Raw genomic sequence first — 26,027 nt, forward strand, 5'->3', positions numbered from 1 at the left:
CTGCTAGGCTATTTTTCCGTATTGAAGGTTCCGTTGGTGCTCGAGCGAACGAAGGGTGCGCTGAACTTCGACGGAATGCTCAGGCTGTTCGGGCCACTGCTCCGAATCGGTTTTGCTCGGTGCGTCGAGGTAGCTTCCATCAACCCGGTTCAGGATGGTGACAACAGCGTGGGTGGCGATTTTTAAATACATCTCGAGCACTTTCCGCTCGGTACGCGCCCAGATGCTGTTGACGTCGGTAACCAGCACCGAAACCGAGCTTTGGTTGATGAGGTACACCGGAATCGGACTGCTGATCAGCGGAGGAATTTCGAGGATAATCCGGTCAAACTGCGATGCGTCGAACTTGGTTTCTTCATCGAACAGGAAATCGATCTCCGTGACGTTCATCAAATCCGACCGGCGGGTATACGGAAAAAACGTAATGCCGTTCTGTTCAACCTTTTCCTGGCTTTCTTTTAGCCGTGGATAACAATAAGCCACCTGCTGCCCGGCCTCGGCATAAATCCGGCACAAACTGTTGCCAATCCAGGTTTTTCCCTGTTTGGAGCGCACACTGAATAGGGTGATGATGGGCGGATAGGGTTTCGTTGGACTTGCTTTGACAATCTCAAAGTTGATGGCGTTGCATAATTGCTCGAACATGCTGAGCGCCGTGCGTCCGGCTTTTGACGCGATAGTGAATTTCTTGACCGTCGGGAAAACCGCAGCGACGGGGCGGCCGATCAGGTCTTCGGCCTGCTCCGGCGAACTGATTCGGCGGTCGATCCAGTAGCGGATTGCCGTTAGCATCATGGCGATGAACAGGCCAACACCCAGTCCGATGCCGATGAACAACCAGCGTTTCGATTGGGCTTCATACGGAAAATTCGGCGGATCAAGGGTGGTCAACGCGCCATCAACCGCAATATCCTGCCGGTGGGTAATGGCCTGATTCAAATACTGAACCGAAGCCAGGTAATCCTTTTCGGCCAGTTCCAGATCCCGGTTGAGCTGCCGCAGTTGCGACTCCAGCGGGCTGTATGCGTCTGTCCGGGTCTGGTATTCTTTCATGCGTGATTTGTAGACTTCGAGCCGCGCCGACGATTCTTCAAAATCGATTACTTTCTCCAGCCATTCGTTCAACAGCGTCCGCTGCGGAATGGCTTCGGGCGAGTTTTCGGCGGCTGAATACGTGCGGGCAGTGGCTTTCAGTGCTTCCGAAGCCTGATCAACGCGGGTTTGCAACCGGCTGATGACGGTTTGCGGTTGTCCGTAGGCCTGGGCATTGATCAATTGCGTCTGGGCATCGGTGAGTTCTGCCTGTTTGGCTTTCAACTCCCCATTGGCTGCCAGCAAAGCGCCCTGTTGGCCCATACGCTGGCTCAAAGCATCCATCGACGCTTTGGTAGCCCGGTTACGCATCAGTTCTTTGTTGTAATCTTCGGTAAAGAGTTCGCGGGCTGCGGCTACGTTTTTCGTCTCCTCCTCAAAGTTCAGAACCTTGTTTTGCACGTTGAAAGCGCGCAATTTGTTTTCGGCTTCGTCCAGCCGCTTTTTCGATTCTTCCGATTTTGTTTCGTAATAGCTCACCACCGAATTAGTTTCGGCGGTTTTCAGGGTTGAATACCGTTGGTTCAGAATGGCAATGGCACTCTTAAGGGTTTGCTGAGCCACCGCCGGATCATCGGATTCGTACTCCATATCCAGCATGTCGCTGGGCGCGCGCCGGGTAGCTTTCAGGTTTTTCTTGATTACCCGAACCGAGCAATAAGTGTTTGATTTCAGCAGCATGTACTGAACCGGGTTGTCGATAACGGTGCGTGACAGGCTATCAATGCGGGCGCGAAGCTGGGCTTCGGTTGCATTGCGGATCAGTGATTTCCGCAGATCGTCCGGGATCGACTTTCGAAGTTCGATAAAACCGGGCATCGACAGAATTTTGCCGTCAGACTGTTCGAGTGGCAGGTGGTGCGTCAACAGGTCTACACCAATCTGTCGCAGGGTTTCCTGCGAATTAAGTGTGGTGAGCAGGTTCTCGAAGGCAGCCGCCGAATGGTCAATAAAGCCAGCCTGCTGGTCTGAAAGCAACGAGTAGCCGGATGCCAGGCCCGTGTAAAGGGTAGCCTGGGATTTATAAAGCCGTGGTTCATCCCGCGTAAAATAGTACACGGATCCCGCCGTCAGGATAGGAATCAGGATAAACCAGAGCGCATGCTGTTTCAAAAGACGCAAGAATACCCGTGGTGTCATTGCAGGAATGGGTTATTTACGTTTTAGTTGTTGAAGTGGAACGCCGACCATCGCTTCGAGGTAGAAGACATTTTTCAGAAATTCGCCCCGGGCTTGTTCGGTAATTGATTTTGTCTGGGCGTACCCATTACTGGCAATAGCCATACTTTTTGGATCCAGCCGCCCCTGCTGCGAGTCTGCTTCGGCCAGCCGATACACCGTGTACGCGGCCTGTTCATCCTGAAGCCGGATTTTCAAAACGCGTTGCGAAGTCATCAAATCCTGGTACACCGCAATCAGATCCTTTTTCAGCTGCAATTCAACGGTTTCTTTTTTGATCAGGGCTGCCTGGTAATTGGCCCGCGCCTGCCGGATTTTATGGCTCCGGCTGAATAAATCGTACAGGCTAACCTGAAGGCCGACGCCCGTACGATATCCATTGGCAATTTGCCCCAGTGCATCAGCCCCAAACGACGTATTCGACAAAATGGCCTGATTCCCGAACGAGTAATTGGTAAAACCCGTCGCAGTCTGCAGAATCAGAATTTTGGAGAGTTTATAGTCCGCATTCTGGGTGGTAATGATTTCGTTTTCGTAGCGAACAAACGGCGATTTAGCCACCGCAATCGCGTAAATCTCCTCGAATGGAATCAACTGCGCGGCCAGGTCCTGGGTGACATCGAGATAGAGCGTATCATTCGATGTTGCCACGGCCGGGCTAGGCGCTGCACCCGTATTCTGACCGTTTACAAACGGTGAAATAAATAGACAATAAAAAGACAATAAAATGACTTTTTGGTAGGCTACTCCGGGTAAATTCATTAATCGAGTTGTCATCTCAAGCGATCGGCCATTCTAGGATCAGTACGTTACTTTTAACTGAGTATGGAAAGCAAAAATGATACCATACTACAAGGGCTTTTTTGTTCGCTGTTCATCTTGTTTTTCTTCCAATATTTCGTAATAAGCTGCTTAAATCGCTGTTTTGTTGTTGGTTTAGTAGATGAAAATCGGTCGGGGATTTAGTTTTTACCTGTTTTCTGTCTAGGCAAAGCCGTCAAGTTATCAGACGGTACCGATAATTGTTTGTTTCGCCGAAAATCAAGCATGTTATTTGCTCCGTAAACTTTCAAAAGCAGGAGTAAGTTTGTAAATTATCAGACAAATTTAATAATAAACACGGATAGTGGATAGGTGTTTTAATCGTACTCAACCAAGTCATGAATAAACCGTCTGGCGGAACAAATTTTGTCATTACATCCCGGCAACCCTGGGAGGAAAAACAGTTGGGGAGCAATATCCGGGATATGGCCCGTACCTTAGCGGAGCATCATTCGGTTTTGTTTGTCAACGAACCCCTGGATTGGTCGGCCCGCTTATCGAAACGATCGGATCGGGCGCAGCGACGCGATGAGTTTATTGCCGAAAACGGCGGTCGTCATCTGGTTGAAGCCGAGAAAAACCTGTGGGTGCTGTCGCCCAAATCGCTGCTGGGCTCGTTTAACTGGCTTCCGGACAACGGGGTGTACGACTGGGCCAATCGGTATAACGGAACAGTTTTGGCGGAGGAAGTCAGAGGAGCGGTGAACGAACTCGGCTGGAAATCGTTCGTACTGATCAACGATAACGACATGCTGCAGGGGTTTTACCTAAAGGAGTTGCTGAAACCGGAAGTCTACGTTTATTATTTGCGGGATAATTTTCTGGCGGTCGATTTCTGGAAGCGACACGGCGCGCGTCTGGAACCGCTGCTGATGAGTAAAGTGGATTTGGTTGCCAGCAATTCGCTGTACCTGGCCAACCAGGCGGCCCGCTACAACCCGCGTTCGGTGTATGTGGGCCAGGGCTGTGACCTGAAAATGTTTGATCCCGTCGCAACTACCAAGGTTCCGGATGATGTGGCCAACGTGCCTCAACCCCGGATTGGTTATGCGGGGGCACTGACGGGCTTGCGACTGGATGGTGCTCTGATTGAGCAGGTAGCTCGACAAAGGCCTGACTGGCAAATAGTTCTGATTGGTTCTACGGACGATTCCTTTCCGACCGAACGGCTGAAATCCTTGCCGAATGTCACCTTTTTGGGCGCAAAAACGCCCCGCGAAATTCCGGCTTACCTGGCGGCTATGGATGTGCTGATCAACCCCCAGGTGCTTAACGAGGTAACCATCGGTAATTATCCGCGCAAGATTGACGAATACCTGGCGATGGGCAAACCGGTGGTGGCCGGAAAAACGGAAACAATGTCGTTATTTGAACGGCACGTATACCTGGCCGAAAACGCGGAGCAGTTTATTGCCCGGATTGCGGACGTGCTGAATGGCAAGGTTCTATCGTCGCCGGAAGAACGGATTGCCTTTGCCTGGGAGCATACCTGGGAAAACTCGGTGGGCATGCTGATCGACGCGATCAATCAGTTTCGGCAATCACAATCGCCCACCAATCGCCCCATTTCAAAAACCGTATGAAAGCGTACCTGGATCAACACCCTCAATTGAAGCAGTTTGTTCACTGGTTGCTCATTCCCCGGCACGAAGCCCGGCCGCGTCGGTGGGTGAGCTGGTTGGTGAACCCCTTCATTCACAAACGGCATCGCAGCTCGAAAGTGCGGTCGTCGGTACGGCTGGATGTGCTGCCGTTCAACCCGTTTGCACTGGGAAATCAGAGCGTTATTGAATCCTTTTGTGTCGTAAATAATGGCGTTGGCCCCGTTCTGATTGGCGATCGTTGTACGGTTGGCATTGGGTCGGTGGTGATTGGGCCGGTTACCATCGGAAACGATGTTATTATTGCCCAGCATGTGGTATTTTCGGGGCTGAACCATTCCTACGAAGATGTTCGCCAGTCGATTCGGGCGCAACCCGTTGTGACCCGCCCGATTGTGGTGGAAGACGAATGCTGGATTGGCGCCAATGCCGTTATTACGGCGGGCGTCACCATCGGGCGGCATTCGGTGGTTGCGGGGGGTAGCGTAGTAACCCGGAACGTGCCGCCCTATTCTGTGGTTGGTGGTAATCCGGCCCGCTTACTGAAGCAGTATGATGCGAGCGAAAACGCTTGGGTGAAACCTGGGGTTAGGGTGTAAAGTCCTTTTATTTCAGGTAGTTAGCGTCCAGTACGTCAAGAATGGCCGCATCGGTGTCCGCGTTGAATTTACGGGCAAACAATTTTCCGGAGGTTCGGAGTGCGGCTTCGTCAGCCAGGGTCAGCGTTTTCGGGCTGGCTTTCCCTTCCGACCAGTCGATGTAGCGCAGATTGTTGTTCCGCAGCGCTGTTTTGAAGGGCGAGTTATACAACAGCGTTTGGAAAATCAATTCGTCGACGCCCCAGGTCAGGGTAAAAAACTGACGAACCCCCGGGTGGGCCTTCAGGTACAGTAATATGTATTTTACGGCTTCCAGTGTGATGGTGAACCACTGGGAGCGTCCCACAAAAATCAGGTTTTCGGGTGCCTTTCGGTCGGGGAGAACGGTATTCAGAATTTTTTCAAGCGCGTATTTTCCCGGGATGTTGTAGTTGATCAGGTGGTATTTCTTTACCCTCGGAATGGCTTCGTGCCACTCGTTCTCGACCGACAGATATTCCATAAACTGCGCTCCGGACTGTTTTTCCAGAAACTCGTGAATCATGTCGGGGGATTTCAACGGGTAATCCTGACCGCTCAACAGATTGACATAGCCGTAAGAAATACCGGAAGCAACAATTTCTTCAAAACCGTTTAACGTTGCCTGGACAATGCTATAGGCACCCCAATACACTTTTTCCCGTTTCCGGATGAAATAGACGTTTGGATACTTTTGCAATTTACGAAACGGCTCACTATCGGTTTTCTGATCAATGTGAATATAAAAATCCGCATCCGGGTGCTGCAAAGCACCAAGTAACCGGTCGAGCTGGTCGGGTTGGGCGTGCGCCAGAATCAAATGGGCCAGTTTCATAGGTGGGCTTACAGATTGAGTTTTTTCAATTCCGAAACCGCGTGGGCACAGGCCCGGGCCGTCAGCGCCATGTAGGTCAGCGACGGATTCTGACAGGCCGCCGAGGTCATGCAACTGCCGTCGGTGATGTACACGTTTTTGACATCGTGCATCTGGTTAAACGCGTTGAGGACGGAAGTTTTCGGGTCGCGACCCATCCGGGCCGTTCCCATCTCGTGAATAGCAGAACCGGGAGGCTGGTCAAAATAAAATGTTTCAACTCTCTTAAAACCAGATCGTTCGAGCATTTCGGCTGCGCTGTTCTTGATGTCTTCGCGCATGTTTTTCTCGTTGTCGCGGTAGGTTAGCTTGATCCGGACCTGCGGCAAGCCCCACTGATCTTTCTGCGAATCGTCGAGTGTTACCTGGTTGTCGAAATAGGGGAGGGTTTCGCCCCAGGCACCCATCACTACATTCCAGGGCCCTGGTTTGGTCAGTGTATTTTTAAGCGATTCGCCGAAACCGGATGCGCTGCGAAACATGTCGCCCCATTCGGCGCGTTCGCCCCGACCCTGGTAGCCAAATCCGCGAATAAAATCCTTGTGCTGCGTTTCGGGACTGATGTTCCGGAACCGTGGCACGTAGAAACCGGTCGGCCGACGGCCCGAATAATAGTGGTCCTGAAACCCTTCGTATTCGCCCTGAGCACCGCCCATCATAAAATGATCCATCAGATTTTGCCCGATCTGTCCGCTATCGTTGCCCAAACCGTTCGGAAACCGGCTCGAGACTGAATTGAGCAGAATCGACGCCGTGGCGATGGTGGATGCGTTCAGGAAGATGATGCGGGCAAAATAATCCGTCACTTCGTTGGTCTTTGCATTAATGACCCGAACACCGGTAGCCCGTTTCTGCTGCTCATCGTACAGCACTTCAGCAACAATAGCATCGGGTTGTAAGGTTAGGTTACCGGTGTTGGCCGCCACGGGCAAGGTGCCGGAATTGCTGCTGAAATACCCGCCAAACGGACAGCCCCGGTTGCAGAGATTACGGTGTTGGCAGGGGCCGCGGCCGTTCCAGCCCCGCGTCAGGTTTGCCACCCGACCAATGGTAACAATGCGGTCTTTGTAATGCCGGCTAACCTGTTGCCGAAGGTGCTTTTCGACGCAGTTCAATTCCATCGGGGGCAAAAACTCGCCATCCGGGAAGTGTGATAGGCCTTCTGCCTGCCCGCTGATGCCAATAAATTTTTCAACGTAATTGTACCACGGTTCAATTTCCTTGTAACGAATGGGCCAGTCGACGGCAATGCCGTCTTTGGCGTTGGCTTCAAAATCCAGTTCGGCCAGCCGGTAGCATTGCCGCGCCCAGGTCAGCGAGCGGCCCCCTACCTGATAGCCCCGAATCCAGGAAAACGGTTTTTCCTGAATGTAGGGATGCTGCTGGTCGTCGACGAAAAAATGCTTGGTGGCTTCGTTGTAGACGGGACAGCTGCTCTGCACCGGACTCTGCTCCCGATACTGCTGGACACTGCTAAGCCGGTACGGAAACTCCCAGACGTTGGTTTCGGTGGTGGGGTAATCGACGATGTGCTGCACATTGCGGCCTCGTTCCAGCACCAGAGTTTTGAGGCCCTGTTCGCAGAGTTCTTTGGCTGCCCAGCCGCCACTGATACCGGAGCCGACCACGATGGCGTCGTAGGTGTTGGCCTGTTTACCTTTTGTGTTGATGTGAATAGGAACCATGAAAGACGTTGGCGTTAGCGGATAGCCCAGGCCTTTTGACCGGGTTTCAGTGGCACACAACCCTGATAATGACCGGGAGTATAAACATAGGCCAGCGCCTGTGTTGCTCCCGTCATGGACGTGAAATAACCGATGCAGGTGTATTCCTTCAAGGTCGTGAAAAACGAGTTTCCGATGAGCTTACGTTGCACTTTTCCGGGAATGCCATCGAGCGGTTTTCCATCTTGCTCAATGCGTTTCATGATCTCATTTTGCGCTTCCCGGCTGCATTGAACGTACGGTTTTCCAAAATGCTGGATGCTGTACGGATCAACGGCCTTCAACCCGTCGATGAAGCGGTTTTGAGAAGCGGTAGTGGTGTTTTCAAGCACCATTTTCAAAACAAAATCAGGTACGCCAGCGGCAATGGCTCCCGGGGTATCCGTGGCAGGAATGATGGTTTCGGCTAAGGCTGCCAGAAGTTTATATTGTGAGTGAAGGTAAACCAGATCCGGTTTTTTATACCAGGAATGCCATTTAAAGCCGCTGAAAACCAGACTGCCAGCACCTAAAAGGGCAATCCCTAACACGGCTTGGCGACGTTTCATAGAAGTGTTGAGTAAAAGTTAATGTTGAAGGTTTACGGTACTCAGGGATTCACGTTTGTCCCACCGATGGCAGGTCGTAAACAAAAGCGCATTGATATAGAGCATGGCACTGGTTGGAAACTGCCCGAGTACAGGATTGGAATAGCCCATGACCACAATGCCGACAAAAACGGATAATAGCGCGCGCATCAGGGAGGTAAGTTGCGGGTCTTTCAACTTCCAGACGCGGTAAACGCCGATGGAAATCAGAGAAACCAGCATCAGAATGTAAATGGTCAGACCCACTCGCCCAGTTTCGATCCAGAGTTCGACATACCAGCTGTCAGGGGAAATTCGGGCGGCCCAGTGATCGGGCGAAAACCGTTGCCCCGTGTCCAGCGACGTACCGATACCTGCCCCAAATGGCAAATCCTGCAAGTGTGCGCGCAGCTTCTGCTGGTTTTTCAGACGAAGCAAAAACGAGGGGTCTTCCAGTGGGTTCAGGGCCGTGCGCATGCGCTGGACCTGGTAGTTGCCGCTGCCGACATTGGTGTATTTCAGCACAAAAAGCAGCGGAAGGGCCACGCAGAGTCCCAGGGCAATTTTTACCAAATCCCGCTTCATGAACAGGTAAAAACCGTAGCCCGCAATCAGAACAAACAGCGCAGACCGAGTACCCGACACCGCGTAACCCCAAAAATAAATCATCAGCAGAAACACAAAACCCACCTTGCGGGGAACGGTTTCGGCTTCGAAAATCCAGATCATGCACAGCAGTGAGACGGCGGCCATCTCGGCACCAAACTGCGAAGCATCGGTATAAAACGAAAAGCTCCGCAAATGCCCAAACAAAATGTGCGTTTCGGCGGCCCCGGAGTTAAGCCAGATCATCTCGTTGGTTGTCAGGCCAATGTATTGTTGCTTGAAAGCCCACAGAGCCGCCAGCACCGACCAGGTGAGCCAGGTACGCAGTATGATACGGATATCCTCGCGGGTGATGTCAACGAGGAGCATGGTACAGGTTACGATGAAAAAGTGCAGCGAAAAGGAGCGGGCATGAAAAAACCAGGCCGCCCGGTAGGGCGATTCCGGATTGAAGATTTCCATGACCGTGTAAAACATCCAGAAACCCACCAGGTAAAAAGCGGGGTGATGAAGCCGTTTCCAGGAGAAACGCCGGTTGTTGAGCAGCAAGCTCAGCACCGTTAAGCCCAGAATTCCGTCGATAATCATTCCGAACGGAATGCTAATGGGTAGAAAACGGGCCAGGGCATTGACCAGAAAAACCAGCTGCACATACACCAGAAAGCCAAATTTGGGTTCGGCCAGCACGGCACCAACCAGCAGCAGCGCCAGAGGAAGCACCACAATAACTCCCATCGATAAGAAACCGACTTTGGCAATCAGAAAGCCCGAACCAATGGCAATGAGCGTCCCCAACAGGCTGTAAAGCCAGAATCGTTTCTGTACCTGGTACGATATGGAGGCTGCCTGATTTCGCATGTTGGCTGTAAAGTCCCGACAGGGCGGTTACGGTTTGACTTTGGAGTTGGTGAGTGTAGGAACGGTTTTATCGGTTGAGCCCGCATCAGTAGTTGGCTCGGTGGTATTGTCGCCACTCACTACTTTCGAGTATTTGACTTTTGCTTTGATGAACCGGCGTTCAAACCATTCGTACGATGCTGCCGCCAGCAGAATAGTCAGGATGATACTGGCGCTGTATAACAGCCAGTTATTGCCGGGAAAATGAGGCTGCAGTAGCTTGAATGCTACGATGATGGCAATCATATGGTACATATAAATGCCGAACGAAATCTTGCCCAGGTAGTGGATAACCGGGTGTTCGAGCCGGATTAATGTCTGTTTATTAGCCGCCAGATTAAGGATGATCACCGCAAAAAGACAGGCGTAGACTTCGTGATGCAGATACGGGATTTCAACGCCCCGGATAATCATGAAAGCCGTGAGCAGGTAAACAATCAGCTGCGTCCAGCGGCTAAAAAGAATGTCTAGAATCGCCGTACGCTGGTAGAAAAGCGCCCAGGCAATAACCCCGCCAATGGCCATGCAGTCGACGTTGAAACTTAACCAGAATCGGGTTACAAAGCTGAGGGCAGAATGGCTGATTCCTACCGCAGGCAACAGAAGTAGACTGAACTTGATGAGCAGGTATACGATGATGGTTCCCAGCGCTACGCGCAATGGGTGGCCAATTTTTTTCATTAGCAAGGGCCAGAACGCGTAGAATTGTTCTTCTACCCCAATCGACCAGGTCTGATTAATGTGTGGTATGGGTGTGGCTACCAGATTGGGTAGTATTAGCATGAGTAACACCACCTTAACCCAGAAGCTGCGGTGCAGCAGTTCGGAGTAAATTGGAATATCAAAGAACGGAATGTGAGGAAGAACAAAGAGGCCGATGCAGACAATCAGGTAATACAACGGCCAGATGCGAAGGACCCGGCGCAGGTAAAAGTGGCCAATGGCAATGGTGCCGGTTACGGCCCTTTCCTGCAAAAGCAGGTAGGTAATCAGAAAACCGCTGAGTACAAAAAAGAGCACAACACCCAGTTTGCCGATCAGGTCAACGAAGGGAAGATGCCAGTAATTATCAACCTTGAAGATTAGCTTTATTTGCTCGATGTGGTGGATAATCACCCAAAGGGCAGCGATAAATCGTAAGCCATTTAAATTCGGAAAATAAACTGCTCGCATTGTGCCTGAATGAGTTTACATGTCTGCACATTTCTGATAGCAGTAACATGTCTTAAATCGCATCAAACAATCATCACATATCGTGCCAAGTGTGTCTGATAATTAGGTAAGATAAATCGAAATCCCGAAAGAAGAGTAAAAATACTGGTAAAAGACGGTGTGTAATATTCTGAAGTTCTACAGAGGAGGTTTGTTAATCAACTCGTTAGGGGTAAATTTTCTAATAATTGCAGAAATAAATACACATTATATTTTTACTTTAAATTGAGTATTATATATTTGTCCTACTGTTCGCTAATTCAGGTTTCTACTGCCCATGTATATTTCTTGATTCTTTCTTAAGTATCTGATTTGTAGTAAATTGTGTTGATGGGGCTGTATTTTGTACAGCAAGGAGTTTTCAAATGGACATGTTGGTTGCCTGTTTTTAACGCTCAGTTGCCTGTTGTTTTTGATAGTTTTCTAGGTAAAAGTGCTTATGAGTTCAACTAAATCCTGTCTAACTATGTGTTTAAATTTTTCTCTGACTAGAAGTACAGGACTATCCGCCATGAAGTCATCCAAGTTGAATGTATTAATTGTTGAGAATAATCGGTTTCTGGTGAATATTCTGCGCCAGACCTTATCGAGCGAATTCAGTGTGACCGTAGCGGCCAACGGTTTCGAAGCGATGGCCTTGCTCGAAAGAGGGCTTACCGTCGATTTGATGCTTACCGATCTGAAATTGCCAAAATTCGACGGGCTTGAGTTGATTCAACGAATTCGGAGTACGATTTCTCACCACATGATGCCGATTCTGGCCCTTTCGGAGGAAGGAGACAGCAATATTCGAATAAGTTGTCTTGAAAATGGCGCCGACGACTGCATGACAAAACCATTTAACCCATTGGAAATTCAGGCCAAAATCAAGGCGATGCTTCGGCGGTCGGGCGGACGGAAGTCCCGAATAACTGGCAGTTTGAAGCCTTTTTTCCCGGGCTTGGAGTCCCTGGGACTTAATTAAGAAGAGCGATTCTATTAGCTATTACCAGACATTTTTTTCTCAGTTCTACCTACGCTTGAAGAGAAAGGCTGCCGTTTTTTATAATGGCGGCCTTTCATTTTTTTCAAAAGTTCCTTAATTGGCTAAATGGTATATTATTTGCTACCAGATCAATGTAAAGCTGATCATTAAGAAGGAGTAGTACGATAATAGATTAACCCTTTTTCTTTCTACTTTGAAAATTGTCAGACAAATTGAGCTGCTGAATTTATCTGTGCAGCGATAATTTCCAACGTATTATGGACATGCTGGGGTATCTGATCTTTTTACCAATTGCCATTTACCTGCTTTTTAACGTGGCCTACCTGGCCGTTTTTGCTATTGCTGGCTGGTTTGGCGGAAAAGACGATGATCCGGTCAGTCGAGTTCCTGCCCGTACCCGCCGGATTGCCGTACTGATTCCCGCTTACAAAGAAGACAAGGTTATTCTGGACTCTGTTCAGGCTAATCTGCAACAAACTTACCCGGCCGACTGCTACGATATTTATGTGATTGCCGACTCGTTTCGGGAAGACACGCTGGAGAAATTGTCTTATCTCCCCGTAAAAGTGCTGAGGGTTCAATTTGAAGAATCAACGGTTCAGAAATCGTTGACAAATGCTTTGGAGCGCCTTCCGGAAGAATTTTATGACATTGTGCTTGTTTCGGATGCTGACAACCACATGGCTCCCGATTTTTTGCAGCGGATTAACCTGGCTTTTGATCAGGGATGGCGGGCCGTGCAGGGGCACCGGGTGGCCAAAAATACAAACACCAGTGTTGCGGTTCTCGATGCCATGAATGAGGAGGTGCTCAACCACATTTTGCGGGCGGGCCAGCGGGCGCTGGGGTTGTCGGCGTCTCTGATCGGTTCAGGAATGGCGTTTGAACCTGCCACCATGAAGCGACTGATGGGGCAGATTCGGTCGGTAGGAGGTTACGATAAAGAGCTGGAAATGTTGTTGTTGTGTGACGGGATTCAGATTGCTTACCTGAAACAGGCTTTGATTTACGACGAAAAGGTACAGAATCTGGAAGTGTTCGAACGGCAGCGTACCCGCTGGATTGCCGCGCAGGTACATTTTGTAAAATTGTTCTTTGTGACCGGGCTTCGTCAGTTGCTGAAAGGAAACGGACACGCTTTCAATGCCCTACTCAAAGCCTTGATTGTTCCCCGCGTACTGCTGCTGGCCATTTTAGCCTTCGGAACATTGGTGGGGCTGGTCGTCGGAAGTTTGACGGTTTGGCAGTTTTTTGGCGGTTTACTGGCAATGTTGTTACTGAGTATGCTGATCTCAATCCCCGGGTATTTGTGGCAGAAACTCTCCATCCGTGACGTGTTGACGTTTCCTCTGCTTATCTTCCGCATGATTCGGTCGCTGCTCAAAATCAAGACCGCCAGCAAGAAATTTCTGCATACCCCGCACGGCGATCCAGTTGTGAAGGAAAAGTGAATTGTATCGCGGAATTAAGCAGAGCTTTTCTTTATTTCCCCGCTTAACTCCGCGATGTAATAACTCAAAGGTTTTTCTTCTTCAGTTCTTTCACGGCGTAATCTGCAGCCCGGGCCGTCAGCGCCATATAGGTCAGCGACGGGTTCTGGGTAGAAGTTGACGTCATGGATGCTCCGTCGGTTACGAACACGTTTTTGCAATGGTGGAGTTGGCTCCACTGGTTGAGCAGCGACGTCTTGGGGTCTTTACCCATCCGAACACCCCCCATTTCGTGAATATCCAGACCCGGATTACGGTTGTCATCACGAAGGCGGATGTTGGTAAATCCGGCAGCAGTGAACATTTCGGTCATCTGCTCCTGGTAATCCTTCACCATTTTATCGTCGTTGTCGTCGTAAACAATCGAGATTTTCAACTGCGGAATACCGTATGGATCTTTCAGGTCTTTGTCCAGCGCCACGTAGTTGGTTTCTTTCGGAATGGTTTCGCCCATCATGTGGGAGCCGACGTTCCAGCCACCCAGGGTTGGGTTGGCCAGGTTGTTTTTCAGGTCGACGCCAAAACCGTCCTGATTCGTGCGGGAAGCGCGGTTGGCGGAGAAACCGGCTGCGTAGCCGCGCAAAAAGTCGGTTTCCTGTTTGTAAACGTTGCGGAACCGCGGAATGTACGGCCCGTTCGGTCGGCGTCCTTCCGTGGTTGAGTCCAGAAAACCGTCGTATTGAGCGGAGATACCGGCGCGGTAGTTATGGAACGCAACGTATTTCCCCAGCAGGCCGCTGTCATTGCCCAAACCGTTCGGAAACCGGTTGGACGTGGAGTTCAGCAGGACCAGATTGCTGTTCAAGGCTGCGGCATTGACGAAAATAATGCGGGCATAAAACTCGATCATTTCCTTCGTGTTGGCATCAATCACGCGAACGCCGGTTGCCTTGCCTTTTTTGTCGTCGTAAATAATCGAGTGAACCACCGAATGGGGCCGCAGCGTCAATTTGCCGGTTTTGGCTGCCCACGGCAGGGTGGAGGCATTGCTGCTGAAATACCCACCAAACGGACAACCCCGCTCGCAAATGGTCCGGTGCTGGCACTGTGCCCGGCCCTGTTGCAGGTGGATGGGTTGCGCCTTGGTGATGTGAGCCGCCCGGCCCATGATCACGGGGCGGTCTTTGTATTTGGCGGCCATTTGCTGGCTAAAGTATTTTTCGACGCAGTTCCACTCGTGCGGAGGCAGAAACTCCCCGTCGGGCAGCGTGGCCAGACCGTCTTTGTTGCCCGTAATACCGGCGAATTTTTCAACGTGACTGTACCAGGGTGCCAGATCCGCGTACCCGATGGGCCATTCCACCGCAAAACCGTCGCGGGCCGGGCCGTCGAAGTCAAGCTGGCTCCAGCGCTGGGTTTGGCGCGCCCACAAGAGCGATTTGCCACCCACCTGGTAGCCCCGAATCCAGTCGAACGGTTTTTCCTGAACGTACGGGTGCTCGGCGTCTTTCACGAAAAAATGCGAAGAGCCTTCGTGAAACGCGTAACATTTGCCCACAATTGGATTTTCCTGCCGAATTTTCAGCGGCAACTGGCCCCGGTGGTCCATTTCCCAGGTGTTGAGCATGGTGGTCGGATAGTCGGTGACGTGTTTGACGTCGCGACCCCGTTCCAGCACCAGGGTGCGTAATCCTTTTTCCGTTAATTCTTTAGCCGCCCAGCCGCCACTGATTCCGGAGCCAATCACGATGGCGTCGTAGGTGGTTGCTTTTACGGCATCTATTGCAAAATTTGCCATGTTATTTGGGACTGCTTATTTGTTCTGTTGGTTTTTAGGGGCACTTTTCTGGGCGACAACGGGGATGCAGCCGTGGTAGAATCCAGGGATCATCTGGTAGCGAACAATGTTGTTCATGACGTATTCAGAAGTCATATAGCCCCGGATTGTCAACCCTTTCACCAGCGATACAAAGTCTTTTTGATCGGCTTCGGCGGATTGGCTCATGGCCCTGAGCAATTCGGTGCGCTGGCTGTTGTCGAGGGACGAAAACGATCGGTTTTGGGTGGCCCGGGCCTGCGTTTCTACCGCCGTCAACCCTTTAGTCAGTGTTTCCTGCGCCGACGGTTCCATGCAATCCGTTACAATTTTCTGGATAAACGTGTGAACGCCCAGTGCTTTGGCACCGGGGGTGTCGGTAGCCGGAATGATGGCTTCCACCACTTCGGCCAGCAGCGCATCGGCTTTAGGGGCCAGGAAGGAAGCGTTGGCAGGCAGGTTGGCGGGGCTCCAGTTGTTGGCCCAACCCGGGAGGGTCACTAACCCGCCCACCGCTACGGCCAGGCTTTTAAGTGCTTTTCGTCTTTCCACGAGGTATTTAATTAAGTAATAGTTTCGGTACTAGGGATTACGGTCTTCAGTTTACGGCGTTTGGGCCAGTTTATTCCTGCACCCCAATCGTCAGATAAATACGCGGGTTCCGGAATAATTCTGCCGGAATTCGCGGGGAGTACAGCCATTTTTTCGTCGAAAAATCCGGTTAAAGTACGACATGTTGTTAAACCCGCATTTGTACGAAATCTCGGTGATGGTTTGTGTGGTATCGATCAGCAGGCGGGATGCGTGGCCCAGCCGAATCTCGTTCAGGCTGTCAATGAATGTTTTGCCGGTCCGTTTTTTGATAAATCGGCTAAACGAAACATCGGGCATGTTGACCACCCGAGCCAGGTCGGCCAGGGAAATATCCTTGTCGTAATTCGTTTGCATGAATTCGAAGGCTTTTTCGAGCCGTCGGCTGTTGAAGTTCAGTGAATCATGGGTAAATGACACATTCGAAAGCGTCCGCATGTTTCGCGAAATGGACAGATCGTGCAGAATGGACATGAGTTCAAGAACGGAATCAAAACCACTTTTTTGGGTCAAGCCTTCGAGCCGGGGCCGGAGAGCCTCAACCGTATCCCGTGAAAAAACAATGCCCTTCGCCGATCGCTCCAGCAACGCCCGGATAAAGCTAAGCTGGTTGCGACGGAGCAGCTTTTCGTCGAATAAATCGCGGTGAAACTGAATCGTAATCTCCTGAATCTGTTCACTTTCACACTGGTTGTTGAACCAGCCGTGTGGGAGGTTACTGCCAACCAGCACCAGCTCCAGATCGTCAATGATTTCAGTATGGTCGCCCACGATCCGCTTGATTCCCGCAGCATTCGCCAGAAAGTTCAGTTCGTATTCTTCGTGAGAATGCAGTGGGAAATCGAAATCTTTCTTGACCCGGGCAAAGAGGGTATAGCAATCATTTTGGGTCAAGGGAGTAATTTCCCGATACACAGCACTCATTTATGACTAATAAGAGGAGGGTTCTGAACAAAGATACTTAAAATGTATCAGATGATAGGTATAGATAGTATCAAAATCAAGGCTTCTAATTTTAGCTTTATAGTAAGTAAGAATTGGAAAATGGCGATATAATCAAATGTGAATTGGCTATTTGATAGAATAATTTGTCTGTTTGTAATACTTTTTGTTCAAAAGAATGCTAAAATAGTATTACTACGCAGACAAAAAAGCCTATAATTTTGGGCCACCAACCGTCTCTATACGTATGAAACTTTCTGCGCTCGATCTGGGCATCGGTGTCGGCTATTTACTAGCCGTCATTGTGCTGGGATTGGTGCAGAAAAAAAGGGCAAGTCAAAGTAAAGAAGCGTACTTGTTGGGCGGCAAAACGCTACCCTGGTACCTGCTGGGCTTATCCAACGCATCGGAAATGTTTGATATTTCCGGTACCATGTGGATGGTAACACTGGCCTTCGTCTATGGCCTGAAAAGTCTGTGGCTGCCGTGGCTCTGGCCTGTTTTCAACCAGGTTTTTCTGATGATGTACCTGTCGGCCTGGCTGCGTCGGTCAAACGTGACGACGGGGGCGGAATGGATCGAAACGCGCTTTGGCCGGGGGAGCGGTGTGAAGGCTTCGCACACCATTGTTGTTGTATTTGCGCTGCTGAGTTGCCTGGGCTTTATGGCCTACGGGTTTATTGGGCTTGGTAAATTTCTCGAACTTGTCATCCCTTACCAGAACGTTGCACCGTACTTACCTTTTACGGTTTCGCCCAATTATATCGCTCATTTTTACGGAGTTGTGTTCACGGCTGTTGCCGCATTTTACGTCATTCTGGGCGGAATGACCAGCATCGTTATCGGTGATTTATTGAATACAGCTTCCTGACCATCGCGGCTGTTGCCGTGGCTTATATTGCTATAGAGCATCGGTCGGTCCATACCTTGCCCGTTCCTGATGGGTGGTATACTCCTTTCTTCAACTGGCGGCTCGATGACCTGAACTGGACGGGCTTGATGGACGAGGTCAACGCCAAAATTGCGTCCGACGGTTTCTCGCTGTTCGGGGTTTTCTTCATGATGATGACTTTCAAGGGAATTCTGGCGAGTCTGGCGGGGCCGGCCCCCAACTACGATATGCAGAAAATCCTATCCACCCGCTCACCGCAGGATGCTGCCAAGATGAGCGGGCTGGTTTCGGTAGTGCTGCTGCCGGTGCGGTACGCCATGATCATGGGATTTACTGTGTTGGCGCTGATTCATTACAACCAGCTCAATCTACAGACAACCGGCAGGGTTGGAGTCGATTTTGAGAAAATTTTGCCAGCGGCCATCCTGCAATTTGTGCCGGTCGGGCTGATGGGCGTGCTGCTGGTGGGCTTACTGGCCGCTTTCATGGGTACGTTCGCCGGAACGCTCAATGCCGCACAGGCCTACCTGGTCAATGATATTTACCTGAAATACATTCATCCCAACGCGTCGAACCGACGAATTGCCCGGATGAATTACGCATCGGGGCTGGTAATGGCGGGGGCTGGCGTGCTGCTCGGCCTGTTTGTCCGCGACGTGAACAGCATCTTGCAGTGGATTGTGTCGGCTCTGTTTGGAGGGTACGTGGCGGCTAATGTGCTCAAATGGCATTGGTGGCGCTTCAACGCCAACGGTTTTTTCTGGGGAATGCTGGCGGGGATCGTTCCGGCCCTGATTCTGCCTTCGGTATTTCGGGAAACGCTTGAACTCTACTATTTCCCGCTCTTATTTGGATTGTCGTTGGTGGGGTGTGTAGCCGGTTCGCTCTTGACAGCACCCACCGATATTGAAACCCTGAAGAAATTTTATAAAACCGTGCGCCCCTGGGGGGGCTGGCAGCCTGTGCACAGACAGGTAGTCGCTGAAGAGCCATCTTTTAAGGCCAACCCCAACTTCCGGCGCGACATGTTTAACGTGGGAGTAGGCGTGGTGGCGCAGTGTTGCCTGACGTTGTTGCCCATGTACCTGATTACGGGGCAAAGTCGTGAAGGATACGCCACCGCAGCAACGCTGTTGTGTTGTGCCCTTATTCTCAAGAAGACCTGGTGGAACCATCTTCCGACCCAGGAACCGGTCCCGGTTTCGTCTGAAAGGACGCAGGTACTGGCGAGTTGAATTCTGCTTAAGTACAACAAATTATAGGTTGGTAGTACCGACAAGGCCGGTTCACTGGGCTGGCTTTGTTTACTCTTATCTTGTGATATTAGTAGAATTTTTATTGTTTATTTTATAAATTTCTGTGACTTAATTTTCCATGTCCTGATTGCCAGCAATTTACCTATGAAGCCAACTGTGTTGGGGTAATTAGTTGTTTAACAGTTGATTAGTTAACTTTTAATCCAAAGCCTATTATGAAAAAAAGTTTATGTTTTTTGAGGGTCCTGGTTCTTAGCCTTCTGTCAACCTTAACCTTTGCCCAAACCATTGAGGTAAAAGGAAAGGTGACTGAAGAAGGCAAAGGCGAAATCAATGGGGTCAATGTGTTGATTAAAGGGACCACGCGCGGTACGATCACCAACGACCGGGGTGAGTACAGCATTCAGGCGTCGAAAGGTGCGACGCTCAAATTCAGCTCGATTGGATTTGTTTCGAAAGAAGTGGTGGTGGGCAACTCAACGACCATTGATGTGGTGCTGGAAGCTGAGAATGCCACACTGGATGAGGTCGTGGTAACGGCACTGGGGATCAGGAAAGAGAAAAAGGCGCTGGGGTATTCGGTTTCGGAAGTGAAGGGGGAAGATCTGACCCAGGCCCGAACCGTCAACATGGCCAATTCATTGCAGGGGCGGGTGGCCGGTTTGAACGTAGCTAACACCGCAACGGGAGCGGGTGGATCAAGCCGGATTATTATTCGCGGAAACGGCTCAATCTCCGGTAACAACCAGCCGCTGATTGTGGTGGACGGAACCCCCATTAACAACGACAACCTCGGTTCGGCCGGGATGTGGGGCGGTGGTGACTCTGGAGATGGTATTTCCAGCCTGAACCCCGACGAGATTGAAACAATCAGTGTACTGAAAGGGGCTACGGCGGCAGCACTGTACGGTTCGCGAGCTTCCAATGGCGTTATTCTGGTTACGACCAAAGGCGGTAAAGCGAACAAAGGAATTGGCGTAGAACTGAGCAGCAACTACGTGGTGGAAGACCTGTTGCTGCCCACTTATAAGGATTACCAGTATGAGTACGGTATGGGGATCAATGGTGTAAAGCCAACCACGGTGCAGGAAGCCCTTACCTCCAACAGCTGGGGCGCTAAACTGGATGGATCCAACGCCATGTATTTTGATGGAAAACAGCGCCCATACGTGGCTCACCGCGACAATCAGCGCGGTTTTTACCGGACGGGCGGCACCTTTACGAACTCTGTGGCGCTGACCGGTGCAACCGAAAGCATGACCTACCGCCTGTCGATGAATGATTTGAACAACCAGTCCGTTATTCCAAACAGCAATCTGCGCCGAAACAACTTTGCGCTGAACCTCAACGCCAACCTGGGGCCGAAGCTGTCGGTGGTTACCAACGTCAAGTACATTCTGGAGCGTACCAAAAACCGCCCGCGGCTTTCTGACTCGCCGGGTAGTGCCACCTACGCCATCAATGCCATGCCGACCTCCCTGCCGATCTCGGCACTGGAAGAGAGCCAGTTTAATCCGGACGGTTCGGAGTTGACCTGGTCGGACAATATTTACATTCAGAACCCGTATGTGGCGGCTTACAGCTGGCGGCAGGAAGATAAGAAAGGCCGGATTATCGGAGTGATCGAACCGCGCTTCAACTTCACCGACTGGTTGTATCTGCGTGGACGGATCGGTTTCGATAACTTCAATTACCGGAACCTGACGATTACACCCTACGGAACGCCGTTTCAGCCCCGGGGTGGGATGAACGTCAACAATCGCAATTTTACAGAAACCAATTCGGAACTGTTGCTGGGCTTCAACAAGAAGTTTGCTAATGATCGGCTGGGCGTTAATGCCCTGTTTGGTGGTAACCTGATGAAGCAGGTGTATCAGAATTCGAATTATGGGGGGAGTAATTTCAACATTCCCTTCTTCTACGACATTTCGAACATCGACCCGGCGGCCCGGAGTCTGAGCGAGAATTACATCGAATCACGGATCAATTCCGTCTTTGGTTCGGCCGAATTCTCGTACAATAACTATCTGTTCGTAACCGCAACGGCCCGGAATGACTGGTTCTCAACCCTGTCTCCGAAAAACTTTAGCATCTTATATCCGTCTATAGGCGGAAGCTTTGTGGTTTCAGAAGCTTTGAAGTTGCCAACGGCGATCAATTACCTCAAGCTGAGAGGGTCATGGGCGCAGGCTGGTGGAGGAACCGATCCGTATAACCTGTCTCTATACTATGGTTTGTCCGGGGCTCACCTGGGTGCTCCGCTGGCCCAGATCAATGGCGACCGGGTGCCCAATGCCGATCTGAAACCACTTACATCGTCTACATCCGAAGCCGGTTTGGAAGCGCGTCTGTTCAACAACAAACTGAGCATCGACTTCGCGCTGTACACGCGCAAAACCACAAACGACATTGTTGCCGCCACTATCTCCAATACCTCGGGTTACGGTAGCGCTTTGTTCAACGTGGGCGAAATCGCCAACAAAGGCATCGAGTTGCTGTTGTCGTATCGACTGGCTGATTCCAAAAATTTTAGCTGGGACGCTTCCTTCAACATGGGCCACAACGTGAGCAAAGTGATTAGCCTGTATGGTGACCTGCAAACGTTACAGGTGGACGAAAACCGTACCCGGATTGCCTACATCCACCAGGTGGTTGGCTTGCCCTACAGCCAGGTGAAAGGATTTACCTACAAGCGCGATGCATCGGATAACGTCGTCTACGACGCGCAGGGGTATCCTATTCAGGGAAGTTTGGTCAACTTCGGTACGGGGGTTGCACCAACCACGCTGGGCTTCAACAACTCGTTCCGGTACAAAGGCATCGGCCTGAGTTTCCTGATCGATGGTAAATTTGGCGCTGTGCTCTATTCAGGAACCAACGCCTATGCCAACAACCGCGGATTGCTGAAATCAACGCTGGAAGGACGCGAAACGGGGATTATCGGTCAGGGGGTCAATGAAAAGGGCGAGCCAAATAACGTTCGGGTGCCTGCGCAGCAATACTATCAGCGGTTGTTTAATATCGCCGATCCGTTTGTGTACAGCGCCGACTTCCTCAAACTCCGTCAGGTCGTGATCGATTATTCAATTCCGGCACGCTGGTTCGGACGGACGCCGTTCAAAGGAGCCTCCATTGCCTTGGTGGGCCGGAATCTGGCGATTCTGATGAAGCATACGCCGAACATCGATCCAGAGTCGACCTATAACAACTCCAACGCGCAGGGGCTTGAGCTGGCGGGCGTGCCCCCCACCCGGACCATCGGGGTTAACGTCAATCTGAAATTCTAAGCGGCTCTCGAACCTTTAAAGAAACTCCTTACGATTATGTTACGCAAAATATTGATAGTGAGTACGCTGCTGTTTACGTTGGGGGCGTGCACCAAAGACTTCGAAACCATCAACGTCAATCCCAATACGCCTTCTTCTGTACCGCTGGATTACCTCTTGTCCGGCGCGACCCTGCACATTCCCGGATCGGCGGGTGACCCGGGGTACAAGTCCTGGCGGGCCAATTTTATTTATGCCTCCACGGTCATTCAGCAGATGTCGTCGGTCGAAGTCGGTTTTTACCGTGGAACAGTTTATACGTATCAGGGCGATTTGAGTGAAGCGTATTTCGTGAACTCCTATCCGAATTCCATCAAAAACCTGGTGAACCTGATCTCTCTTGCGAAGGCAGATCCGAAAAATGTAAACATTTTGTCGATGGCGCGCATTCTCCGGGTGGTCGAAATGGCGGTCATTACGGATCTATACGGTGATGTGCCGTATTCGGAAGCTGGTTTGGGTTACCTGGACGGTAACTTTTCGCCAAAGTACGATGCTCAGAAGGATATCTATGCCGACATGCTGAAAGAACTGGAAGAAGCCAGTAAAGCGCTCAGCGCCAGTTCGTACATTCCGAAGGCCGCTGATTTTATCTACGCTGGTGATCTGGACAAATGGAAGCGTGGTGCCAATTCGTTGATGTTGCGGTTGGCCATGCGGATGCAGAAAGTCGACCCGACCAACGCGCAGGCATGGGCCAAAAAAGCCATCGACGGCGGCATCATGGCCAGCAACGACGACAGTTTTCTGATCAAGTTTTCGGACACCGGAGCGGGTACCAACTCCAATTCCAACTCCTGGAATCTGGGGGCCGGGCGCGGAATCGCCAACGGAAACAACATTCAGTGGGCCAGCACCTTCATCGATGCCATGAAAAACCGTAAAGACCCCCGTCTGACGGTTATTGCAGCCCTCAAAAACGGCGACCGGACGGTTGCCAAACAACGCGGCATTCCGCCGGGCACCGACGCGACCTCGTTGAAAAACCTTCCGGAAACCAATCTGGACAACTACTCACGGGTGGCTCCCAATATGTACGTGCTGGCAAATCCGTATTTTATCATGACCCACGCCGAAGCACGCTTACTGAAAGCGGAAGCCATCGAACGGGGCTGGGCTACCGGCAATGCCAAAGCCGAATTTGAGGCTGGTCAGAGCGCGGGCGTCAACCAGTTGACTTCCTACGGCGGAACCATCCCGGCGGCAGAAGTAACGGCGTACGCAGCTGCAAACCCGTATCCAGCGGGTTCACTGGCGGAAAAAATGACCGCAATCCATACAGAAATGTGGGCCATCACGGGTTCGGTGCTGAATCACATCGAAGGCTGGTCGAACTGGCGGAGAACGGGTATTCCGGTGCTGACGCCGGTCAATTATCCGGGTAACGAAACCAATGGCCAGATTCCGCGCCGGTTGCGTTATCCGCAGGGCGAACCGGGTATCAACCCCAACATCCAGCAGGCCATTACCCGTCAAGGCCCGGATCTGTTTACGACCCGCATCTGGTGGGACAAACAGTAAGGGGACGCAATTGTGAAAGTAAAATTGTGGGATGCCTCCGTTTTCGGAGGCATCTTTTTTTGTAAACATGCCTCAAAAGAAACAGGATTGTTCGTGGTGGAGCGCGGTAAATTGCGGTTTTTATCTAAAATTTACGGGTGAACTCAAGTCAATTTGAATCGCTTAAAACCGTTGACAATGAATACCGAACAACCCATTGATCGCAAGTTTCCAATCGGGCCTCTTGCTCTTCAGCAATCCTATACGCCGGAAGAACTGGCCCGAAACATCGAAATTCTGGAAACCGCACCGGCGCAATACCGTCAGCTAGTCGAAAATCGATCCTCCGACGAGTTGGCGAAAACCTACCGGGAAGGAAGCTGGAACGTCCAGCAACTGGTCCACCACGTTGCCGATATGCAGTTGTTGCACTTCTTTCGGATGAAAAAGGTGCTGACTGAGCCTGATTACGACACGATTACCCTGGTGAATATGGACGGTTGGGCGTCAACGCCCGATGCGCAAACGGCTCCGGTGGAAGCCTCCTTGCTGCTTTTTGAGGGCGTTCACCGGCGGTATGCGTACCTGGCGAAATCGCTTGATGAAGCGCAGTTGGCCCGTACGTATTACCATCCGGTTCGGAAAATCTGGATCAACCAGGCGCAGGCGGTGGGCATGTCGGTTTGGCACGTGCAGCATCACCTGGCCCATATCAAGCTGGCATTGGGGCTATTGTAACCGAATTCGAACCCGTTGAAGCGGTAAAAAAACCGGAATAAACGACCACAATGGTCGGATCTTCTGATTCTGCCCGGTAATTATAACAGGGTAAGATTATCTATGGAATTTATCGATTAAAATAGTGGTTTCAATCCAGTAAATGAATGTTTAAATCTGATCAAGGATTGTATGGATGTATTGGAGTTAATCCGAAAACCCTGGCCGTGGTATGTTGCCGGACCATTGATTGGGTTAACAGTACCCGCTTTGCTGTTGATTGGCAATAAATCGTTTGGAATCTCCTCCTCGCTTCGGCACATCTGCGCGGCCTGTATTCCGGCCAACCTCCTTTTTTTTCAATACGACTGGAAGCGTGAACGCTGGAATCTGTTTTTTGTAGCGGGAATTCTGATCGGCGGTTTTCTGGCGACGCAGTTTCTGGCCAATCCGGAAGCCATTAATTTATCACCCCAAACCGTGGCTGACCTGAAAGCATTGGGCGTCCAGGATTTCTCGGGACTGATGCCGACTGATATTTTCAGTGTCGCCAATCTGTTTACGCTAAAGGGATTACTCTTCTTTGTGGTGGGCGGTTTTCTGGTAGGTTTTGGAACCCGCATGGCAGGTGGGTGTACGTCCGGGCATTCGATCATGGGACTTTCCAACCTGCAATGGCCCTCGCTGGTAGCCACCTGTTGTTTCATGATCGGTGGGTTTGTGATGGCCAACCTGATTTTACCCTATCTCATGACATTTTTTTAACACTTCGTCTTATGCATACTGTCAAGCAAACACCAGACCCGGTTTCTGAAGCGGCCAACGCCATGAAGCGGTCCGAAACGATCATTGGAAACCTAAAATACGGCCTGCTCGGGATTCTGTTCGGGATTGTTTTTGTAAAAGCGGAAATCGTTTCCTGGTTCCGGATTCAGGAAATGTTTCGGTTACAGAGTTTTCACATGTACGGCGTCATTGGCTCCGCTGTCGTAGTGGGCATGGTATCGATCTGGCTCATTAGACGATTTAATATCAAAACTTTATCGGGTGAAACGGTAGTCATTCAGCCGAAGGTGTTTCATTCCGGACAAGTATACGGCGGGTTGTTGTTCGGACTGGGCTGGGCCATTACGGGGGCGTGTCCAGGGCCGCTATTTGCCCAGATCGGCAGCGGTTTTGTCGTTGTACTGGTCACCCTGCTAAGCGCCATTGCCGGAACGTGGACGTACGGTTTTTTTCAGAATAAATAAGCGGAATAGCAGGCTTCGGCAATGTTGTTGTCATTCGGCAAAGGGCGCATCGACGCACCGTTCATGGAGAACAACGCGCTGTGGAACGGGTTTTTAGTGTAATACTAATCCGAGTTGTTGCACCGTGAAGTG

21 protein-coding genes are annotated in these 26,027 nt (G+C 50.9%); 11 read left to right on the forward strand and 10 right to left on the reverse strand.

All coding sequences use genetic code 11. The features are described from left to right. Positions 1-3 precede the first annotated feature (3 nt). Together ACYVH9_RS08230 and ACYVH9_RS08235 are read right to left on the reverse strand one after the other, a co-directional pair. Positions 4-2,232 carry a GumC family protein gene (locus ACYVH9_RS08230; protein WP_460635820.1) on the reverse strand — a complete coding sequence of 743 codons (2,229 nt, stop codon included), beginning with the start codon at positions 2,230-2,232 and terminating at the stop codon, positions 4-6. A 12-nt stretch (positions 2,233-2,244) separates the two neighbouring features. Beyond that, positions 2,245-2,922, reverse strand: a complete 678-nt coding sequence (locus ACYVH9_RS08235) for a TolC family protein (RefSeq protein ID WP_460635821.1) — start codon at positions 2,920-2,922, stop codon at positions 2,245-2,247. A 509-nt stretch (positions 2,923-3,431) separates the two neighbouring features. On the opposite strand from ACYVH9_RS08235, the gene ACYVH9_RS08240 reads away from it, so the two are divergent. Both ACYVH9_RS08240 and ACYVH9_RS08245 read left to right on the forward strand, forming a co-directional pair. Next, complete coding sequence (locus ACYVH9_RS08240) at positions 3,432-4,676, forward strand: glycosyltransferase (RefSeq protein WP_460635822.1); 1,245 nt, start codon at positions 3,432-3,434, stop codon at positions 4,674-4,676. After that, complete coding sequence (locus ACYVH9_RS08245) at positions 4,673-5,293, forward strand: acyltransferase (protein WP_460635823.1); 621 nt, start codon at positions 4,673-4,675, stop codon at positions 5,291-5,293. The genes ACYVH9_RS08240 and ACYVH9_RS08245 overlap by 4 nt, the downstream gene beginning before the upstream one ends. 7 nt (positions 5,294-5,300) lie before the next feature. Here ACYVH9_RS08245 and ACYVH9_RS08250 read toward each other — a convergent pair whose 3' ends face one another. The 5 genes from ACYVH9_RS08250 to ACYVH9_RS08270 are packed head-to-tail and all read right to left on the reverse strand — an operon-like array spanning position 5,301 to position 11,151. After that, on the reverse strand, positions 5,301-6,146 hold the full coding sequence (locus ACYVH9_RS08250) for a beta-1,6-N-acetylglucosaminyltransferase (protein WP_460635824.1): 846 nt from the start codon (positions 6,144-6,146) through the stop codon (positions 5,301-5,303). An 8-nt stretch (positions 6,147-6,154) separates the two neighbouring features. Next, complete coding sequence (locus ACYVH9_RS08255; protein WP_460635825.1) at positions 6,155-7,870, reverse strand: GMC oxidoreductase; 1,716 nt, start codon at positions 7,868-7,870, stop codon at positions 6,155-6,157. 14 nt (positions 7,871-7,884) lie between these two features. After that, entirely contained in the window at positions 7,885-8,457 is a 573-nt protein-coding gene (locus tag ACYVH9_RS08260; RefSeq protein ID WP_460635826.1) for a gluconate 2-dehydrogenase subunit 3 family protein, read from the reverse strand. Between the two features lie 18 nt (positions 8,458-8,475). After that, positions 8,476-9,939, reverse strand: coding sequence for an O-antigen ligase family protein (locus ACYVH9_RS08265; protein WP_460635827.1), 1,464 nt, complete (start codon positions 9,937-9,939; stop codon positions 8,476-8,478). Between the two features lie 27 nt (positions 9,940-9,966). Next, positions 9,967-11,151, reverse strand: coding sequence for an acyltransferase family protein (locus ACYVH9_RS08270; protein WP_460635828.1), 1,185 nt, complete (start codon positions 11,149-11,151; stop codon positions 9,967-9,969). A 550-nt stretch (positions 11,152-11,701) separates the two neighbouring features. Between ACYVH9_RS08270 and ACYVH9_RS08275 the strand changes: the two genes are divergently transcribed. Both ACYVH9_RS08275 and ACYVH9_RS08280 read left to right on the forward strand, forming a co-directional pair. Beyond that, a complete protein-coding gene (locus tag ACYVH9_RS08275; protein ID WP_460635829.1) occupies positions 11,702-12,154 on the forward strand; it encodes a response regulator transcription factor in 453 nt (150 codons plus the stop codon). A 284-nt stretch (positions 12,155-12,438) separates the two neighbouring features. Continuing rightward, on the forward strand, positions 12,439-13,626 hold the full coding sequence (locus tag ACYVH9_RS08280) for a glycosyltransferase family 2 protein (protein WP_460635830.1): 1,188 nt from the start codon (positions 12,439-12,441) through the stop codon (positions 13,624-13,626). 64 nt (positions 13,627-13,690) lie between these two features. On the opposite strand, the gene ACYVH9_RS08285 is transcribed toward ACYVH9_RS08280, so the two are convergent. The 3 genes from ACYVH9_RS08285 to ACYVH9_RS08295 form a co-directional block, all read right to left on the reverse strand. Then, positions 13,691-15,403, reverse strand: coding sequence for a GMC oxidoreductase (locus ACYVH9_RS08285; protein ID WP_460635831.1), 1,713 nt, complete (start codon positions 15,401-15,403; stop codon positions 13,691-13,693). A 15-nt stretch (positions 15,404-15,418) separates the two neighbouring features. After that, complete coding sequence (locus ACYVH9_RS08290) at positions 15,419-15,973, reverse strand: gluconate 2-dehydrogenase subunit 3 family protein (protein ID WP_460635832.1); 555 nt, start codon at positions 15,971-15,973, stop codon at positions 15,419-15,421. Between the two features lie 90 nt (positions 15,974-16,063). Then, complete coding sequence (locus ACYVH9_RS08295; protein WP_460635833.1) at positions 16,064-16,936, reverse strand: helix-turn-helix domain-containing protein; 873 nt, start codon at positions 16,934-16,936, stop codon at positions 16,064-16,066. A 265-nt stretch (positions 16,937-17,201) separates the two neighbouring features. Between ACYVH9_RS08295 and ACYVH9_RS08300 the strand changes: the two genes are divergently transcribed. The 7 genes from ACYVH9_RS08300 to ACYVH9_RS08330 all read left to right on the forward strand — a co-directional run bounded on the left by ACYVH9_RS08300 (position 17,202) and on the right by ACYVH9_RS08330 (position 25,895). Then, complete coding sequence (locus tag ACYVH9_RS08300) at positions 17,202-17,825, forward strand: SLC5/6 family protein (protein ID WP_460635834.1); 624 nt, start codon at positions 17,202-17,204, stop codon at positions 17,823-17,825. 17 nt (positions 17,826-17,842) lie between these two features. After that, positions 17,843-19,081, forward strand: coding sequence for a sodium:solute symporter family transporter (locus ACYVH9_RS08305; protein ID WP_460635835.1), 1,239 nt, complete (start codon positions 17,843-17,845; stop codon positions 19,079-19,081). Positions 19,082-19,317: 236 nt separating this feature from the next. Next, positions 19,318-22,389, forward strand: coding sequence for a SusC/RagA family TonB-linked outer membrane protein (locus ACYVH9_RS08310; RefSeq protein ID WP_460635836.1), 3,072 nt, complete (start codon positions 19,318-19,320; stop codon positions 22,387-22,389). Positions 22,390-22,425: 36 nt separating this feature from the next. After that, positions 22,426-23,949 carry a SusD/RagB family nutrient-binding outer membrane lipoprotein gene (locus tag ACYVH9_RS08315; RefSeq protein WP_460635837.1) on the forward strand — a complete coding sequence of 508 codons (1,524 nt, stop codon included), beginning with the start codon at positions 22,426-22,428 and terminating at the stop codon, positions 23,947-23,949. Positions 23,950-24,126: 177 nt separating this feature from the next. Next, positions 24,127-24,666, forward strand: a complete 540-nt coding sequence (locus ACYVH9_RS08320) for a YfiT family bacillithiol transferase (RefSeq protein ID WP_460635838.1) — start codon at positions 24,127-24,129, stop codon at positions 24,664-24,666. A gap of 171 nt (positions 24,667-24,837) precedes the next feature. Beyond that, the gene (locus ACYVH9_RS08325; protein WP_460635839.1) at positions 24,838-25,410 is read left to right on the forward strand and encodes a YeeE/YedE family protein; all 573 of its coding nucleotides are present in this window, start codon (positions 24,838-24,840) and stop codon (positions 25,408-25,410) included. A gap of 11 nt (positions 25,411-25,421) precedes the next feature. Continuing rightward, positions 25,422-25,895 (forward strand): DUF6691 family protein, encoded by a 474-nt coding sequence (locus ACYVH9_RS08330; protein ID WP_460635840.1) that lies wholly within the window; start codon positions 25,422-25,424, stop codon positions 25,893-25,895. Positions 25,896-26,027: the final 132 nt, after the last annotated feature.

The organism is Larkinella harenae, from assembly GCF_054780515.1.

What these genes read in the sequence shown, in the direction of transcription:
- ACYVH9_RS08230 (WP_460635820.1), bottom strand. Translation starts at nt 2,232, where the DNA reads ATGACACCACGGGTATTCTTGCGTCTTTTGAAACAGCATGCGCTCTGG.
- ACYVH9_RS08240 (WP_460635822.1), top strand. Translation starts at nt 3,432, where the DNA reads ATGAATAAACCGTCTGGCGGAACAAATTTTGTCATTACATCCCGGCAA.
- ACYVH9_RS08245 (WP_460635823.1), top strand. Translation starts at nt 4,673, where the DNA reads ATGAAAGCGTACCTGGATCAACACCCTCAATTGAAGCAGTTTGTTCAC.
- ACYVH9_RS08250 (WP_460635824.1), bottom strand. Translation starts at nt 6,146, where the DNA reads ATGAAACTGGCCCATTTGATTCTGGCGCACGCCCAACCCGACCAGCTC.
- ACYVH9_RS08255 (WP_460635825.1), bottom strand. Translation starts at nt 7,870, where the DNA reads ATGGTTCCTATTCACATCAACACAAAAGGTAAACAGGCCAACACCTAC.
- ACYVH9_RS08260 (WP_460635826.1), bottom strand. Translation starts at nt 8,457, where the DNA reads ATGAAACGTCGCCAAGCCGTGTTAGGGATTGCCCTTTTAGGTGCTGGC.
- ACYVH9_RS08265 (WP_460635827.1), bottom strand. Translation starts at nt 9,939, where the DNA reads ATGCGAAATCAGGCAGCCTCCATATCGTACCAGGTACAGAAACGATTC.
- ACYVH9_RS08270 (WP_460635828.1), bottom strand. Translation starts at nt 11,151, where the DNA reads ATGCGAGCAGTTTATTTTCCGAATTTAAATGGCTTACGATTTATCGCT.
- ACYVH9_RS08275 (WP_460635829.1), top strand. Translation starts at nt 11,702, where the DNA reads ATGAAGTCATCCAAGTTGAATGTATTAATTGTTGAGAATAATCGGTTT.
- ACYVH9_RS08280 (WP_460635830.1), top strand. Translation starts at nt 12,439, where the DNA reads ATGCTGGGGTATCTGATCTTTTTACCAATTGCCATTTACCTGCTTTTT.
- ACYVH9_RS08285 (WP_460635831.1), bottom strand. Translation starts at nt 15,403, where the DNA reads ATGGCAAATTTTGCAATAGATGCCGTAAAAGCAACCACCTACGACGCC.
- ACYVH9_RS08295 (WP_460635833.1), bottom strand. Translation starts at nt 16,936, where the DNA reads ATGAGTGCTGTGTATCGGGAAATTACTCCCTTGACCCAAAATGATTGC.
- ACYVH9_RS08300 (WP_460635834.1), top strand. Translation starts at nt 17,202, where the DNA reads ATGAAACTTTCTGCGCTCGATCTGGGCATCGGTGTCGGCTATTTACTA.
- ACYVH9_RS08310 (WP_460635836.1), top strand. Translation starts at nt 19,318, where the DNA reads ATGAAAAAAAGTTTATGTTTTTTGAGGGTCCTGGTTCTTAGCCTTCTG.
- ACYVH9_RS08315 (WP_460635837.1), top strand. Translation starts at nt 22,426, where the DNA reads ATGTTACGCAAAATATTGATAGTGAGTACGCTGCTGTTTACGTTGGGG.
- ACYVH9_RS08320 (WP_460635838.1), top strand. Translation starts at nt 24,127, where the DNA reads ATGAATACCGAACAACCCATTGATCGCAAGTTTCCAATCGGGCCTCTT.
- ACYVH9_RS08325 (WP_460635839.1), top strand. Translation starts at nt 24,838, where the DNA reads ATGGATGTATTGGAGTTAATCCGAAAACCCTGGCCGTGGTATGTTGCC.
- ACYVH9_RS08330 (WP_460635840.1), top strand. Translation starts at nt 25,422, where the DNA reads ATGCATACTGTCAAGCAAACACCAGACCCGGTTTCTGAAGCGGCCAAC.